The sequence below is a fragment of the Pseudomonas sp. DF11 genome (genome assembly GCF_058148565.1).
Genome location: NZ_JBYVYN010000003.1, coordinates 374308 through 390093 on the forward strand (window position 1 = coordinate 374308; position 15786 = coordinate 390093).

General features: G+C 62.0%; 13 protein-coding genes. 3 read left to right on the forward strand and 10 right to left on the reverse strand.

Annotated features, from left to right (window positions below; all coding sequences use genetic code 11):
- Positions 1-92: 92 nt before the first annotated feature.
- From guaA to AC30D9_RS12170, 4 genes are all read right to left on the reverse strand, one after another.
- Positions 93-1670, reverse strand: coding sequence for a glutamine-hydrolyzing GMP synthase (gene guaA / locus AC30D9_RS12155; protein WP_072408106.1), 1578 nt, complete (start codon positions 1668-1670; stop codon positions 93-95).
- A 79-nt stretch (positions 1671-1749) separates the two neighbouring features.
- Positions 1750-3219: an IMP dehydrogenase gene (gene guaB / locus AC30D9_RS12160; protein ID WP_307576065.1), complete on the reverse strand. Its 1470-nt coding sequence runs from the start codon at positions 3217-3219 to the stop codon at positions 1750-1752.
- A gap of 282 nt (positions 3220-3501) precedes the next feature.
- Entirely contained in the window at positions 3502-4050 is a 549-nt protein-coding gene (locus tag AC30D9_RS12165; RefSeq protein WP_134922911.1) for a sugar ABC transporter ATPase, read from the reverse strand.
- Positions 4051-4120: 70 nt separating this feature from the next.
- Positions 4121-4888: a sulfite exporter TauE/SafE family protein gene (locus AC30D9_RS12170; RefSeq protein ID WP_134922910.1), complete on the reverse strand. Its 768-nt coding sequence runs from the start codon at positions 4886-4888 to the stop codon at positions 4121-4123.
- A 229-nt stretch (positions 4889-5117) separates the two neighbouring features.
- Between AC30D9_RS12170 and xseA the strand changes: the two genes are divergently transcribed.
- The 3 genes from xseA (at position 5118) to leuA (ending at position 9466) form a co-directional block, all read left to right on the forward strand.
- Positions 5118-6497, forward strand: a complete 1380-nt coding sequence (gene xseA, locus AC30D9_RS12175) for an exodeoxyribonuclease VII large subunit (protein ID WP_134922909.1) — start codon at positions 5118-5120, stop codon at positions 6495-6497.
- Between the two features lie 3 nt (positions 6498-6500).
- A complete protein-coding gene (locus tag AC30D9_RS12180) occupies positions 6501-7322 on the forward strand; it encodes a peptidoglycan DD-metalloendopeptidase family protein (RefSeq protein WP_490144096.1) in 822 nt (273 codons plus the stop codon).
- A 464-nt stretch (positions 7323-7786) separates the two neighbouring features.
- Positions 7787-9466 carry a 2-isopropylmalate synthase gene (gene leuA / locus AC30D9_RS12185; RefSeq protein ID WP_134922907.1) on the forward strand — a complete coding sequence of 560 codons (1680 nt, stop codon included), beginning with the start codon at positions 7787-7789 and terminating at the stop codon, positions 9464-9466.
- 180 nt (positions 9467-9646) lie between these two features.
- Here the strand turns inward: leuA and AC30D9_RS12190 are convergent, their stop codons facing one another.
- The 6 genes from AC30D9_RS12190 to AC30D9_RS12215 form a co-directional block, all read right to left on the reverse strand.
- The gene (locus tag AC30D9_RS12190; RefSeq protein WP_490144097.1) at positions 9647-10063 is read right to left on the reverse strand and encodes a hypothetical protein; all 417 of its coding nucleotides are present in this window, start codon (positions 10061-10063) and stop codon (positions 9647-9649) included.
- A 68-nt stretch (positions 10064-10131) separates the two neighbouring features.
- Positions 10132-10923: an amidohydrolase gene (locus AC30D9_RS12195; protein WP_490144098.1), complete on the reverse strand. Its 792-nt coding sequence runs from the start codon at positions 10921-10923 to the stop codon at positions 10132-10134.
- Entirely contained in the window at positions 10911-12059 is a 1149-nt protein-coding gene (locus AC30D9_RS12200; RefSeq protein WP_490144099.1) for a pyridoxal phosphate-dependent aminotransferase, read from the reverse strand. Before AC30D9_RS12200 ends, AC30D9_RS12195 begins: the two co-directional genes overlap by 13 nt.
- Positions 12060-12374: 315 nt before the next feature.
- Entirely contained in the window at positions 12375-13847 is a 1473-nt protein-coding gene (der, locus tag AC30D9_RS12205) for a ribosome biogenesis GTPase Der (protein WP_063322847.1), read from the reverse strand.
- A gap of 133 nt (positions 13848-13980) precedes the next feature.
- Entirely contained in the window at positions 13981-15132 is a 1152-nt protein-coding gene (gene bamB, locus AC30D9_RS12210; protein ID WP_134922903.1) for an outer membrane protein assembly factor BamB, read from the reverse strand.
- Positions 15125-15766, reverse strand: coding sequence for a YfgM family protein (locus AC30D9_RS12215; protein WP_490144100.1), 642 nt, complete (start codon positions 15764-15766; stop codon positions 15125-15127). Before AC30D9_RS12215 ends, bamB begins: the two co-directional genes overlap by 8 nt.
- Positions 15767-15786 lie beyond the last annotated feature (20 nt).

Here is a 15786-nt window from a genome sequence, read left to right on the forward strand (position 1 = left end):
AACTGGCCAGCCCAAAAAAGCCAAAAGCCCGCAATTACGCGGGCTTCAGGGCATTTTCTGCTAATGGGTGCCGGACAATGCCGGGCGCCCCATCATTCCCATTCAATCGTCGCCGGCGGCTTGCTCGACACGTCATACGTGACGCGGGAGATGCCTTCGATTTCGTTGATGATGCGTCCGGAAACGGTTTCCAGCAGTTCGTACGGCAGGTGCGCCCAGCGAGCGGTCATGAAGTCGATGGTTTCCACGGCACGCAGAGCCACGACCCAGGCATAGCGACGGCCATCGCCGACCACGCCCACCGATTTCACCGGTTGGAACACCACAAACGCCTGGCTAACCTTGTGGTACCAGTCGGCCTTGCGCAGTTCTTCGATGAAGATGTGGTCGGCGCGACGCAGCAGGTCGGCGTATTCCTTCTTCACTTCACCGAGGATCCGCACGCCCAGGCCCGGGCCTGGGAATGGGTGGCGGTAGACCATGTCGTAGGGCAGGCCCAGCTCCAGGCCGAGGCGACGTACTTCGTCCTTGAACAGTTCGCGCAGCGGCTCGACCAGCTTGAGGTTCATCTCTTCCGGCAGGCCACCGACGTTGTGGTGGGACTTGATCACGTGGGCCTTGCCGCTCTTGGCACCGGCCGACTCGATCACGTCGGGGTAGATGGTGCCCTGGGCCAGGTACTTGATGTTGTCCAGCTTGCAGGATTCAGCATCGAATACGTCGATGAAGGTGCGGCCGATGATCTTGCGCTTCTTCTCCGGGTCGGACTCGCCGGCCAGGTTGTTCAGGAACTGCTCTTCGGCGTTGGCGCGGATCACCTTGACGCCCATGTTCTCGGCGAACATGGCCATCACTTGCTCGCCTTCGTGCAGGCGCAGCAGGCCGTTGTCGACGAAGACGCAGGTCAGTTGGTCGCCAATGGCCTTGTGCAGCAATGCGGCAACCACCGAAGAGTCCACACCGCCGGACAGGCCCAGCAGCACGTTGTCGGTACCAACCTGGGCGCGCACCTGGGCGATGGCGTCTTCAGCGATCTTCGACGGAGTCCACAGGGCTTCGCACCCACAGATGTCGAGGATGAAGCGCGACAGGATGCGGCCGCCCTGCTTGGTGTGGGTCACTTCCGGGTGGAACTGTACACCGTAGTAACGGCGATCATCGTTGAACATGCCGGCGATCGGGCAGCTCGGGGTGCTGGCCAGGATGTGGAAGTCTTCCGGCATCTTGGTGACCTTGTCACCGTGGCTCATCCATACATCGAGACCGAACAGGCCGTCGGCGTCGATGTGGTCCTCGATGCCGTCCAGCAGGCGGCTCTTGCCGACCACGTCAACGCGGGCATAACCGAACTCACGCAGGTCGGAACCTTCGACCTTGCCGCCCAGTTGTTCAGCCATGGTTTGCATGCCATAGCAGATACCGAAGACCGGCACGCCCAGGTCGAACACCGCTTGCGGGCAGCGCGGGCTGTCGGCTTCGTGCACGGACTCGGGGCCGCCAGCGAGGATGACGCCTTTAGGCGCGAATTCGCGAATCGCTTCGTCATCCATGTCGAACGGATGCAATTCGCAGTACACGCCGATTTCACGCACGCGGCGGGCGATCAGCTGGGTGTATTGGGAACCGAAGTCGAGGATCAGGATGCGGTGAGCGTGAATGTCGAGGGCCATGACTCATTCTCATGTAGTGAATCAGAAACAACTCGGGGCTGAATGAACAGCCCCGGTGATTAACGTTTTGCTGGAAGCCTTAACCTACGCGGTAGTTCGGCGCTTCCTTGGTGATCTGCACGTCGTGGACATGGGACTCGGCCATACCGGCGCCGGTGATGCGCACGAATTCCGGCTTGGTGCGCATCTCTTCGATGTCCGCGCTGCCGGTGTAGCCCATGGAAGAACGCAGGCCGCCCATCAGTTGATGGATGATGGCGCTCAGGGTGCCTTTGTACGGCACACGACCTTCGATGCCTTCCGGCACCAGCTTCTCGGCACCCGCGGAGGAGTCCTGGAAGTAACGGTCGGAAGAACCCTGGGCCTGGGACATGGCGCCCAGCGAACCCATGCCGCGATAAGCCTTGTAGCTACGGCCCTGGAACAGTTCGATCTCGCCCGGCGCTTCTTCGGTACCGGCGAACATCGAACCCATCATCACGCAGTAGGCACCGGCGACGATGGCCTTGGACAGGTCACCGGAGAAGCGGATGCCGCCGTCGGCGATCAACGGCACGCCAGTGCCTTCAAGGGCGGCGGCGACGTTGGCGATGGCGCTGATCTGCGGCACGCCGACACCGGCGACGATGCGGGTGGTGCAGATCGAGCCTGGGCCGATACCGACCTTGACCGCGTCGGCGCCGGCTTCGGCCAGGGCCTTGGCGGCTTCGCCGGTGGCGATGTTGCCGCCGATCACCTGCACGTCAGGGAAGTTCTGCTTGACCCAGCGAACGCGGTCGATCACGCCTTTGGAGTGACCGTGGGCGGTGTCGACCACCACCACGTCGACGCCGGCGTTGACCAAAGCGGCGACACGATCACCGGTGTCCTTGCCGGTACCGACCGCAGCGCCTACGCGCAGACGACCCTGGTCGTCCTTGCTGGCCAGCGGGTAAGCCTTGGCTTTTTCGATGTCGTTGACGGTCATCATGCCCTTGAGGGCGAATTTGTCGTCGACGATCAGCACGCGCTCGATGCGGTGCTTGTGCAGCAATTCACGAACTTCGTCCTTGCTGGTGCCTTCCTTGACCGTGACCAGGCGCTCTTTAGGCGTCATCACTTGGCGGACGGTGGCATCCAGGCGGTTCTCGAAACGCACGTCGCGGGAGGTGACGATGCCGACCAGGTCGCCATCGTGCAGCACCGGCACGCCGGAGATGTTGTGCATGCGGGTCAGTTCGAACAGATCCCGGACCGTGGCGTCAGCCTCGATGGTGATCGGATCCTTGACCACGCCAGCCTCGAACCGCTTGACCTTGCGCACTTCGGCGGCCTGCTGTTCGATGGTCATGTTCTTGTGGATGATACCGATACCGCCTTCCTGGGCCATGGCAATGGCCAGACGGGCTTCGGTCACGGTGTCCATGGCGGCGGAAACCAGGGGGATATTCAGTTCGATGCCACGGGTGAGACGGGTTTTGAGACTGACTTCGTTAGGCAGTACTTCGGAATAACCGGGCACTAGGAGAATGTCGTCGAAGGTCAGAGCTTCTTGGCTGATACGCAGCATCGCGGGGGCTCCCGAGCGGGAAAATGGAAGCGCGCCATTATACTCATGCACCCCGTCTGGCTCAATGTAAAACTCTGTCTATTATTGGCGGGGTGATTGACGGGCTAAAACCAGCAATCCTTGTTGTACACCAAACCCTGTGGCGAGGGGATTTATCCCCGCTGGGGCGCGAAGCGGCCCTAAACCCAGAGCATGCGAGATTGAGTCGACTGCCTTGGGACTGCTGCGCAGTCCAACGGGGATAAATCCCCTCGCCACAAAAGCACACTGTGGTGTGCCTATCTACAACTCCACCTTCACCCAACTCACCGGCTGATCGAGCCAATCGGCGAACTCGTCGAGAAAGTCCTGCTTGAACCCCGCCTCCAACCAGTTGTTGAAGATGAACCCCAGGTTCGAGAAGCCACAGGGCTGCAGGAACAGGAAACCGTTGATGTCATCTTCGTGGCCACATTCGGGACAAGTGAAGTTGTCGGTACGGGCCGGCATCCAGTCTTCCAGGCTTTCGAACAGCGCTTCGCCGATTTCCTTGCGACACTCAGCGCAGCCTGCCTCTTCGAGAAAGCCCTTGGCCGGCGTATAGATGCACCGCTTGGTGATGATCTCCAGGCCGTTGATCGACTCACCGAACGGCAAGGCTTCGGGGTGCATGACCACTTCGCGGGCACCAGGGGCGATGGCGTGGGCCATGCGATTGCCGCTGCGCCCGCAGGTGGTCAGCTGTTCTTCGACGATATTCTTGCGCACCAGCCAGCGCACGATCGCCCGGGCCCGAGGCTCGTGGACCGGCAGGGTGGAAATTTTCGGAACGATGATGCTTTGCGAGTTCATGGCGAGGCCTGGCTGTTTCCCTGGCAGGGTCTGATCAAAGGCCGGCAGCTTAATCCCTGGCGGGGCCAGGTCAAGCACTCAGGTAGCGCACGATCAACGCCAGGCCGCTGGCAAGCACCAGCCAGGTGACCAACCGCACGAACGCCTCTCGCGACATCTTCATGGTCAAGCGGCGCCCTACCCACAACCCCAGCGCCATGGCCGGCAACAAACACAGCGCCAGTACCAACAAGGGTAGCTCGGCATACACCCCGGCCACGATAAACAGGCTCAAGCGCACCACCGTGCTGCAACTGATCAAGGCACTTTGCGTGGCGCGGGCCGCGTCCTTCGGCAGGCGGCTGTTCAGGTAGATGGCATATAAAAAGCCGCCACTGCCAAACAATGCGCCGAACATCCCGCCCACGGTACCCATCGGGAACGCCCACAGCGATGACAACTGCGCCGGCCGGGTTTTTATCGACAGGCTATAGATCGCATAACTGCTGATGAACAGCCCCATCAACAGTAACAACAGATCGGACTTGAGGTTGAGCAGGAAAATCACCCCTAGGGTGCAGCCCACCGCCATGCACGGCAGCAACCGTAACAGTTCAGGCCGAGACACGTCCCGGCGCGATGGCAACAGGTTGCCGAAGGCCGCGACAAAATCGAGCAAGACCAGCAATGGGATGATTTTCGACAGTGGCATGAACAACAGCAGGACGGGGGCGGCCACCAACGCCGTGCCGAACCCGGCGATGCCGAACACGATGTAGGCCAGGGTGATGGCCAGGCCGATCACCAGCCATTGCGCTGGCGCGAATGCCCATTGGCCTAACCATGACAGAAGATCCATTGTCGACTTCCTTGATGACGAAGGGGGCGACTTTAGCCAGATCCAGGGCGACACATCCAGCATTTGTGGTGACTGACCCATTGCAATCGCGAGCAGGCTCGCTCCCATAGGGGATCTGTGTCGCAGCGAAGATCCAGTGTGGGAGCGAGCCTGCTCGCGATGCAGACGACTCGGTCTAATTGTCTGCACACATGGAGATTCATCGGCGAATGCCCTTATCATGCCGCCCATGATTAAAGATCCCTTTGCCCGACTGGGCCTGGACCGCGAGGTCCTGACTGTCAGCCAGCTCAACGGCCGCGCGCGGGTGTTGCTCGAAGACGTGTTCAGCAACATCTGGGTCGAAGGCGAGATCTCCAACCTCGCCCGCCCGGCCTCTGGCCACGTGTATTTCACCCTCAAGGACAGCGGCGCCCAGGTGCGTTGCGCGCTGTTCCGACAGAACGCCGCGCGGGTGCGCCAGGCCTTGAAAGACGGGCTGGCGGTGAAGGTGCGCGGCAAGGTCTCGCTGTTCGAGGGCCGTGGCGACTACCAACTGATCCTCGACACCGTGGAGCCGGCCGGCGATGGCGCCCTGCGCCTGGCCTTCGAGGCCCTGAAGGAAAAGCTCAGCGCCGAAGGCCTGTTCAGTGCCGAGCGCAAGGTGCCGCTGCCGGCCCATCCGCAACGCATCGGCATCATCAGTTCGCCCACCGGCGCGGTGATCCGCGACATCATCAGCGTGTTCCGCCGCCGCGCGCCGCAAATTTCCCTGACTTTGATTCCCACCGCCGTGCAAGGCCGCGAAGCCACCGCGCAAATCGTCCGCGCGTTGAAACTGGCCGATGCCCGTGGCTTCGATGCGCTGATCCTGGCCCGGGGCGGCGGTTCGCTGGAAGACTTGTGGTGCTTCAACGAAGAGGCCGTGGCCCGGGCGGTGGATGCCTGCGTCACGCCGATCGTCAGCGCCGTCGGCCATGAAACCGACGTGTCCATCAGCGATTTCGTCGCCGACGTGCGCGCCCCGACCCCATCCGCCGCCGCCGAACTGCTGGCGCCGGATGCCGGCGACCTGGTGCGTCGAGTCGAAAGCCTGCACCGCCGGCTGGTGATGCGCATGCGCGACCGGCTGATGCGCGATCAACTGCGCCTCGAAGGCCTCACCCGGCGCCTGCGTCATCCCGGTGAACGCCTGCGCCAGCAAGCCCAACGCCTCGACGACCTGGACATGCGCATGCGCCGAGCCTTCGAGCGCAGCCTCAATACCCGCCGCGAACGCCTGATCCGCCTGGAAACCCGCCTGGCCGGGCAACACCCGGGCCGACAACTGGCATTGCTGCGCCAGCGCCTCGACAGCCTGGCCGAGCGCTTGCCCCGGGCCATGCGCGAAGGCCTGAAAACGCGCCGGGTGCAGTTGCACAACCAGATGCAGACGTTGCACATCGTCAGCCCCCTGGCGACCCTCGGCCGGGGCTACAGCATTTTGCTCGACGAGCGCGGCCATGCGATCCGCAGCGCCGGGCAGACCCAGACCGGCCAACGCCTGACCGCCAAGCTCGGCGAAGGCGAACTGTTGGTGCGGGTCGAAGACAATCACCTGACGCCGGTCACCCTTTCTTTACTGGATTGATTCATGCCGCGATATCTCGCCCCATTGCTCTTGCTGTGCCTGACCTTCAACGCCCACGCCGACAGTTACATCTCCCGCTTGTTGAACAAACCGGTGCCCGGCGGAGTGGCCGTGGTGGACCTGGGCAGCGCGGCCACGCCGCCGAAGGCCAGTTACCAAGGCAAACCGGTGCTGGTGGTCAAGGAACAGGACAACTGGCTGGCGATTGTCGGCATCCCGCTGACGGTCCAGCCTGGCACCCAGCAGATCAGCAGTGGCGGCAGCACCCAACCGTTCGTGGTCGGCTATAAAAAGTACCCTGAGCAACACATCACCCTGAAGAACAAACGCCAGGTCAATCCGAACCCGGCGGATCTCAAGCGCATCGACGCCGAACTGGCCGTGCAACTGAAGGCCTACCGCAGCTTCAGCCCGAACATCCCCAGCAACCTGCTGCTGGACAAACCGGTCAACGGCCCGCTGTCGAGCAAGTTCGGCGTGCGCCGGTTCTTCAACGGCGAAGAGCGCAACCCCCACGCCGGCCTGGACTTCGCCGTGCCCGCTGGCACGCCGATCAAGACCCCGGCCGCCGGCAAGGTGATCCTCACCGGCAATTACTTTTTCAATGGCAACACGGTATTCGTCGACCATGGCCAAGGCTTCATCAGCATGTTCTGCCACATGTCGAAGATCGACGTGAAGGTCGGCCAGCAACTGGCCCGCGGCACGGTGGTGGGCAAGGTGGGTTCCACCGGTCGGGCGACCGGGCCGCACATGCACTGGAACATCAGCCTGAACGATGCGCGGGTGGATCCGGCGATTTTCATCGGGGCGTTTCAGCCCTGAGTTTTTGCTGTGAGGCTACTGGCCTCTTCGCGAGCAAGCCCGCTCCCACATTTAGATCTCTGCGGATACAACATTTGTGAGCAGCAGAAATCCCTGTGGGAGCGAGCCTGCTCGCGATGACGGCAGCCATATCACCGCGACTCCAGGAATTGCCAAGCTCTAAACATCAACGCAATTCCCAGGACAAATATTCGAGATATGAGCGATTAAATCTCGCAAACCCTTCCAAAAACAGAACTTCTCTCAATTTTTTCCGACTGCTTGCGATCCGCCCCTCACGCGGTTAGGGTTGAGGGCATGAAAACCTCTCACACCCTCATCCAGCTTCGCCAGCACCGCAGCCTGTGCCTCGTCAGCGCACGACTGCCGGGCTGAATCGCGGCACCTCGTCCCGGCTGCGAAGCCACCCCATTCGAACCACCGGCAGGCCGCCTTTTTCCGGCCACGACAATAAGGATTTTCCCATGAGCATGCTCAAAGACCCGTCTTCCAAATACCGCGCCTTCCCGACCATCAACCTGCCGGATCGCACCTGGCCGTCGAAGACCATCACCGCCGCGCCGATCTGGTGCAGCTCCGACCTGCGCGACGGTAACCAGTCGCTGATCGAGCCGATGGACGCGGTGAAGAAGCTGCGCTTCTGGAAAACCCTGGTGGCCGTTGGCGTAAAGGAAATCGAAGCGTCGTTCCCAGCCGCTTCGCAGACCGACTTCGACTTCGTGCGCACTCTCATCGAAGAAGGCCACATCCCGGACGACACCACCATCCAGGTGCTGACCCAGGCCCGTGAAGACCTGATCGCCCGTACCTTCGAGTCCCTGCGCGGCGCGAAAAAAGCCATCGTCCACTTGTATAACGCCACCTGCCCGTCGTTCCGCCGCATCGTGTTCAACCAGGACAAGGAAGGCGTGAAGGAAATCGCGGTGAACGCGGCCAAGCTGTTCGTCAAATACGCCGCCCAGCAGCCGGAAACCCAGTGGCAGTTCGAATATTCGCCAGAAACCTTCAGTGCCACCGAGCTGGAGTTCGCCAAGGAAGTCTGCGACGCGGTGATCGAAGTGTGGAACCCGACGCCTGAGCGCAAGGTGATCCTCAACCTGCCCGCCACCGTGGAAGTCGCCACCCCGAACATCTACGCCGACCAGATCGAGTGGTTCCACCGCAACATCTCTCGTCGTGACAGCGTGCTCATCAGCCTGCACACCCACAACGACCGTGGCACCGGCGTGGCCGCCACCGAGCTGGGCCTGATGGCCGGCGCCGACCGTGTCGAAGGCTGCCTGTTCGGTAACGGCGAACGTACCGGTAACGTCGACCTGGTGACCGTGGCGCTGAACCTCTACACCCAGGGCATCGACCCTGAGCTGGACTTCTCCGACATCGACGGCGTGCGCAAAGTCGTCGAAGAGTGCAACCAGATCCCGGTACACCCACGTCATCCGTACGTGGGCGACCTGGTTCACACCGCGTTCTCCGGCTCGCACCAGGACGCCATTCGCAAAGGTTTTGCCCAGCAGAAACCGGACACCCTGTGGGAAGTGCCGTACCTGCCGATCGACCCGGCCGACATCGGCCGCAGCTACGAGGCGGTGATTCGCGTCAACAGCCAGTCCGGCAAGGGCGGTATCGCCTACCTGCTGGAACAGGAATACGGCATCAGCCTGCCACGTCGCATGCAGATCGAATTCAGCCAGGTGGTGCAGCGCGAAACCGATCGCCTGGGCCTGGAAATGACCGCCCAGCAGATCCATGCCCTGCTCCACAGCGAGTACCTGCAAGCCAACACCCCGTATGCGCTGGTCAGCCATCGTCTGCAGGAAGAAAACGGCCACAGCGCCGTGGAAGTGGAAGTGGCGAGCAAAGGCCAGGGCGAGACCAACCTGCACTGGCGCGGCAAGGGCAACGGCGCGCTGGAAGCGCTGGTGGCCGGCCTGCCGGTTCCGGTGGAGATCATGGACTACAACGAACACGCCATCGGCGCCGGCACCCATGCCAAGGCGGCGGCGTACATCGAACTGCGGGTCAACGGCGAGCGTGCGGTGCACGGCGTGGGGATCGATGAAAACATCACCACCGCCAGCTTCAAGGCCCTGTTCAGCGCGCTGAACCGTTCGCTGAGCCAGCCGGAGGCCAAGGCGGCCTGATCGATCGTTCAACTGAAATGCAAAAGGCCCTGGGGTGTGAACCCTGGGGCCTTTTTGTTTGGCTTGGGATTTTGTGCCGACTGCCCTGGCCTCTTCGCGAGCAAGCCCGCTCCCACACTGGATCGATGCTGTGTGGGAGCGGGCTTGCTCGCGAAAGGGCCCTGTCAGACAACCAAAATGTCAGGCATGGGTATCAACAGAAACAGTCATGGCCTGCAACAGCGACCCGCGCAGGCTCATCAACGTCGCCTGGGTGCCCATGATCTGGGCCTGGAGGGCCATGGCCTGCTGGGCCTTTTGCTCTTCATTGGTCTTACTGTTCTCGACCCGGGCCAACTGGGCTTGCTGTTGGGCCAACAGCTTTTCGGTCTGCTCGATCTGCTTCTTCAACTGTTCGATGACCTGTTGGTTAGGGCCGCCAGCACTGCCGCTGCCGCCAGCACTTTGTGCGCCGCCGGTGGCAGGTGCTTTATCGTCGCTGTCACCAATCGATACTACCGCGGGAGTGGTTGCTGTCTCTTCGGCAGCCCCCTTGATCGAGATCTTAGGGGACGATTGCAGATAAGGGTTGAGGGTGGATGCGCTGATACTGGTCATAGGGACTCCTCCTTGGCTGACCGGTTATCGGCACACGCTAGCGTTTCTAAAGGACTGAAACGTTTCAATCAGATGAATTCGAACGTATCGGCATCGAGGTTCGCCGGAAACCGCGTGCGATAGGCCGCCAGGTCCGTCGCGCTCAAGCACACCGTGAACACCCCGTCTGCCTCGCCGGCGCTGAGCAGGGTCTCGCCCTGAAAGTCCAGCACCTGACTGTCACCGGTGTAGGCGAAGCCCTTGCCGTCGATGCCGATGCGGTTCACCGCCGCCACGTAGCACAGGTTCTCGATCGCCCTGGCCGGCAGCAGTCGATTCCAGTGCTGACGCCGCGCGCCCGGCCAGTTGGCGGTGTACAGCAGCAGATCGGTGTCCTCGGCGTCGCGGCTCCAGACCGGGAAACGCAAGTCGTAGCAGATCAGCGGACGAATGCGCCAGCCCTTGAGTTCGAACAGCACCTGGCGCTCGCCCGGCGTGTAATGGTTGTGCTCCCCGGCCATGCGAAACAGATGGCGCTTGTCGTAATGCAGCACCTCACCGTCCGGCCGCGCCCAGAGCAGGCGATTGCGATGGCTGCCGTCAGCGGCCTGGATGATCACACTGCCGGTGATCACCGCATCCAGCTTCGCCGCCTGGGCCTTGAGCCATTGGCGCGTCGGGCCGTTCTCCGCTTCCGCCAGGGTCTCGGACTCCATGGAAAAGCCCGTGGTGAACATTTCCGGCAGAATGATCAGGTCCGCGCCACGCGCCTGCTCCAGCAGACCTTCGAAATGCTCCAGGTTGGCCCGACGGTCGTGCCAGGCCAGGGTGGTCTGGACCAAGGCGATATTGAGGTCGGGCAATGTGCTCAGATCACGCATAGTTTTTCCGCCGCTTCACGCATCGTCTCCTCGCGCTTGGCAAAGCACAGGCGCACCAGGCGCTGGCCTTGTGGTGGGTTCTGGTAGAACACCGAGATTGGAATCGTCGCCACGCCGTGCTCGCGGGTCATCCACACCGCCATGTCGACGTCGTTCAGGTCCGGACGGATTTGCGAATAATCCACCAACTGGAAATAAGTGCCGGCCACCCGCTGGAAGCTGAACCGCGACGGCGCCAGCAGATCGCAGAACAGGTCGCGCTTGGCCTGGTAGAAATCCGGCAACTCATCGACATGTTCCGGATGTTCGGCCATGTAGTCGGCCAGGGCGTATTGCAACGGCGTCACGCCGCAGAAGCTGACGTACTGATGCACCTTGCGCAGCTCCGCCGTCAGGGCCGCTGGCGCCACCACGTAGCCGGTTTTCCAGCCGGTGACGTGGTAGGTCTTGCCGAACGAACTGACCACGAAGGCGCGGCGGTACAGCTCCTCATGGGCCAGCACGCTGGCGTGGGCGACGTCGTCGAACACCAGGTGTTCGTAGACCTCGTCGCTGACCAGGTAGATATCGCGATCACGAATCAGCGCCGCCAATTGGTCCAGTTCGGCGCGGCTGATCAGGGCGCCGCTGGGGTTGTGCGGCGAGTTGAGAATGATCATGCGCGTGCGCGGGCTCAGGGCTGCGCCGAGCTTCTCGAAGTCGATGGCGAAGTCATCCAGGCCCAATGGCACGTGCACGCAACGGCCACCAGCCAATAGTACGGAAGGCTCGTAACTGTCATAACTAGGGTCGAAGACGATCACTTCATCGCCGCTGTGGACCACCGCCGCAATGGCACAGAAAATCGCCTGGGTCGCGCCGGGGGTCACGGTCACTTCCTGATCGGCATCGACGCTGACGCCATAACTGCGGGCGATCTTCGCCGCGATCTGCTGGCGCAGCGCCGGCAAACCGGTCATGGGCGAGTATTGGTTATGACCTTGGGCAATATGCCGGCCAACTGCATCGCGCAGGGCCTGCGGACCATCGAAATCGGGGAACCCCTGGGACAGATTGAGCGCGCCGGTCTGCGCCGCGAGCTGGGACATCTGGGTGAAAATCGTGATGCCGACATTCGGCAACTTGCTGGTGATCATCGAGGGTTCCCTGGGTCTGCACCCGGCTCAGGTGCGGCGCGGGAGAGCTCGAGGATAGCCCAATCGCCGGGCATGAAAAAGGGTGCCCCAGGCACCCACTCGATTACATACCCAGCCAGACACAAACCTTGTGGCGAGGGGATTTATCCCCGTTGGGTTGCGCAGCAACCCCCAAAGCAGTGAATTCAACCTGCCTGACCCACCCGAGTTACCGGTTTAGGGCTGCTTCGCAGCCCAGCGGGGATAAATCCCCTCGCCACAGGATTCTGTGTGTTGTCAGTCACTGTGGGCAAGGCACCCATAGTGACCAGCAGATCAGCGCTTGTCGCGACGCTTCTTGTCAGCCTTCTTGTGGTGCGACATCAAGCGGCGCTTCTTGTTGACCTGGCGGTCGGTGAGCGTGTTCTTGTTGCCTTCGTACGGGTTCTCGCCGCCCTTGAACTCGATGCGGATCGGCGTGCCGACCAGCTTCAGGACGCGGCGATAGGTATTTTCCAGGTAACGGACGTACGACTTGGGCACCTTCTCGATCTGGTTACCGTGAATCACGATAATCGGCGGGTTGGCACCGCCCAAGTGGGCGTAGCGCAGCTTGATCCGGCGGTTGTTGACCATCGGTGGCGCGTGCTCGCCAACGGCGTCTTCGAGGATCTGGGTCAGGCGGTTGGTCGGCCAGCGGGTGACCGCCGACTTGAACGAGTTCTGCACAGAGGCGTAGAGGTTGCCCACGCCGGTACCGTGCAGGGCCGAGATGAAGTGGATATCGGCGAAGTCGACGAAGAACAGCCGACGCTGCAATTCGACCTTGACGAAATCCCGCTCGCTCGGCGTCATGCCGTCCCACTTGTTGATCGCGATGACCAGCGCACGACCGGCCTCCAGGGCAAAGCCCAGCAGGTTGAGGTCGTGATCGACCACGCCCTCGCGGGCGTCCATCACGAAGATCACCACGTTGGCGTCTTTGATCGCCTGCAGGGTCTTGACCACGGAGAACTTTTCGACTTCTTCGTGGATCTTGCCGCGCTTGCGCACACCGGCGGTATCGATCAGCGTGTACTTCTCTTCGTTACGCTCGAAGGGAATGTAGATGCTGTCACGGGTGGTGCCGGGCTGGTCATAGACGATAACCCGGTCTTCACCGAGCATGCGGTTGACCAGCGTCGACTTGCCCACGTTCGGGCGGCCGATGATAGCGATCTTGATCCCGTCTTTTTCGCTCGGGCCCGGAATGCGCTTGGCTTCCTCGCCTTCGGCAACGATCTCTTCCTCGCCCTCTTCCGGTTCTTCCACGTCGTCTTTCGGGAAGCTCTCCAGAGCGATTTCCAGCATCTGGGTGATGCCACGACCGTGGGCGCCGGCGATCGGGATCGCCTGGCCCATGCCCAACGGGGCGAACTCGGCGCGGGCCATGTCCGGGTCGATGTTATCGACCTTGTTGGCGACCACGTAGGAACGCTTGTTACGCTTGCGCAAATGCTCGGCGATCATCTGGTCGGCGGCGGTAAAACCGGCCTTGGCGTCTACCAGGAACAGCACCACATCGGCTTCTTCGATGGCGAGCAGCGACTGCTCGGCCATTTTTTCGTCCATGCCGTGTTCATCACCGGAGATGCCGCCGGTGTCGACCAGAATATAGGTACGCCCTTGCCACTTGGCCTCACCGTATTGGCGATCACGGGTCAGACCGGACAAGTCGCCGACGATGGCGTCGCGAGTCCTGGTCAGGCGATTGAACAAGGTGGACTTGCCGACGTTCGGTCGGCCCACCAGGGCGATTACGGGAACCATGCGGCTCTCCACTTCGTTATTTCAGAAAATACAAAAGCCGCTGCGAGGCAGCGGCTGGTGCTCGGGGCAGTCTGTGCAAGCACTGCAAACCTTGTAACCAAGGCCGCTTGGGGGATTAGCCCCAAGCATAGTCTTACTTGATGGTCAGGGCTTCCAGTTTGCCGCTGTTGCCATACACATAGATCATGTTGCCCACCACCAGCGGACGGGCACGCAGGCCGTCGCTGTCGATGCGCTCACGGCCGACAAAACGGCCGTCTACCTGGCTGAGCAGGTGCAGGTAACCTTCCAGGTCACCCACAGCGACGTAGCTGGAGAACACTTCCGGAGCCGACAGTTGACGACGGGCCAGAGAGTCATTGCTCCACAACGCGGTGGTGGAACGCTCATCGACGCTTTCAACCGTGCCCGAAGACAGGCTCACGTAGACGCTGCCAAAGCCTTGGGCGACACCCGCGTAGCTGGACGCATCGCGCTGCCACAGCGGACGACCGCTTTCCAGGTCCAGTGCCGCAACACGGCCCTGGTAGCTGGCGACGTACAGCGTACCGCCGGACAGCAGCAAGCCGCCGTCGATGTCGACCACGCGCTCCAGCTCCGAACGACCTTGAGGGATCGCCACGCGCTGTTCCCAGACCGGCACGCCGTTGGAAATATCCAGGGCGACCACTTTACCGGTCGACAAGCCAGCCACCGCGAGGCGGTTGGTGACGACTGGCGCACTGGTGCCGCGCAGGGTCAGGACCGCCGGGGTGCTGTCATACAACCAGCGCTGGTTACCGGTAGCGGCATCCAGGCCGATCAGGCGGTCGTCCTGGGTCTGGACCACGACCACGTCACCGTTGGTGGCCGGCGGTGCGAGCACTTCACTGGTCACGCGGGCGCGCCATTTCTCTTCACCGCTGCTCGCGTCCAGGGCGACGATCTCGCCCTTGAGCGTGCCGATCATGACCAGGCCATAACCCACGCCAACGGCGCCGGAAACGGGCAGTTCAAGATCTTTCTTCCATTTGACGTCGCCGTTGCTGCGATCCATCGCCATGACCACGCCGGTGACGTCGCCTGCATAGATGGTGTCGCCGTCGATGGCCGGCACCAGCATGTTGTAGGTTTCACCCTGGCCTTCGCCGATGGAACGGCTCCACTGCTTCTGCAGCACAACTTCTTCTTTGAAGTCGGTCAGTTCGGCCGGAGGCAGTTCTTTCTTGCTGTTGCTGCTGCAACCCGCGGCCAGAATGGCCAGGGCCAGCAATGCTGCATGTTTCCAACGGATCACGTCACGCATCCCCTTTGGCCAGGTCGTCCAGCTTGATTTGCAGGCCACCGACTGCGGCTTCATCCGACAGCGCAGCCTTGGCTTTTTGGTAGGCCGCATAGGCCTCATCGGCACGCCCCAGCTGTACCAGCAGGTCGCCCTTGAGTTCTTCGCGGGTCGCCAGGAACGCCTTGTCGGCATCGCCGTCGAGCAGCTTCAACGCATCTTCGGCCTTGTTCTGTGCCGCCAGCACCTGCGCCAGGCGCTGACGCGCCACTTCGCCCAGGGTCGGGTTGGCCGGTTTGTCGACGATAGCTTTGAGCTCGGTGGCCGCATCGTCCAGCTTGCCGCTGTCCACCGCAACCTTGGCCACGAACAGGCGACCGTATTGCGCGTAGGCGGTGCCGCCGAATTCGTTGTTGAGCTTGCCGGCCAGGTCGGCCACGCGGGCCGCGTCAGGCTTGCCGTCCGGGGTCAGGGTGGTTTCCAGCAATTGCTGGTAGAGCACCGAGGCGCCTTGCGACTGGCTGCTCTGGTATTTCTGGTAGGCCTGCCAGCCGAACACGATGACCAGCGCCAACAGGCCGCCAGTGACCAGCGGCTTGCCGTTGCGCGTCCACCAGTCCTTCAAATCCGCCAGCTGTTCATCTTCGGTACTCGACACCCCAATACTCCTTAATCGCT

Bases quoted from the DNA above. Each gene is read 5' to 3' on its own strand.
- guaA (WP_072408106.1), bottom strand. From the start codon at position 1,670: ATGGCCCTCGACATTCACGCTCACCGCATCCTGATCCTCGACTTCGGT.
- guaB (WP_307576065.1), bottom strand. From the start codon at position 3,219: ATGCTGCGTATCAGCCAAGAAGCTCTGACCTTCGACGACATTCTCCTA.
- AC30D9_RS12165 (WP_134922911.1), bottom strand. From the start codon at position 4,050: ATGAACTCGCAAAGCATCATCGTTCCGAAAATTTCCACCCTGCCGGTC.
- AC30D9_RS12170 (WP_134922910.1), bottom strand. From the start codon at position 4,888: ATGGATCTTCTGTCATGGTTAGGCCAATGGGCATTCGCGCCAGCGCAA.
- xseA (WP_134922909.1), top strand. From the start codon at position 5,118: ATGATTAAAGATCCCTTTGCCCGACTGGGCCTGGACCGCGAGGTCCTG.
- AC30D9_RS12180 (WP_490144096.1), top strand. From the start codon at position 6,501: ATGCCGCGATATCTCGCCCCATTGCTCTTGCTGTGCCTGACCTTCAAC.
- leuA (WP_134922907.1), top strand. From the start codon at position 7,787: ATGAGCATGCTCAAAGACCCGTCTTCCAAATACCGCGCCTTCCCGACC.
- AC30D9_RS12190 (WP_490144097.1), bottom strand. From the start codon at position 10,063: ATGACCAGTATCAGCGCATCCACCCTCAACCCTTATCTGCAATCGTCC.
- AC30D9_RS12195 (WP_490144098.1), bottom strand. From the start codon at position 10,923: ATGCGTGATCTGAGCACATTGCCCGACCTCAATATCGCCTTGGTCCAG.
- AC30D9_RS12200 (WP_490144099.1), bottom strand. From the start codon at position 12,059: ATGATCACCAGCAAGTTGCCGAATGTCGGCATCACGATTTTCACCCAG.
- der (WP_063322847.1), bottom strand. From the start codon at position 13,847: ATGGTTCCCGTAATCGCCCTGGTGGGCCGACCGAACGTCGGCAAGTCC.
- bamB (WP_134922903.1), bottom strand. From the start codon at position 15,132: ATGCGTGACGTGATCCGTTGGAAACATGCAGCATTGCTGGCCCTGGCC.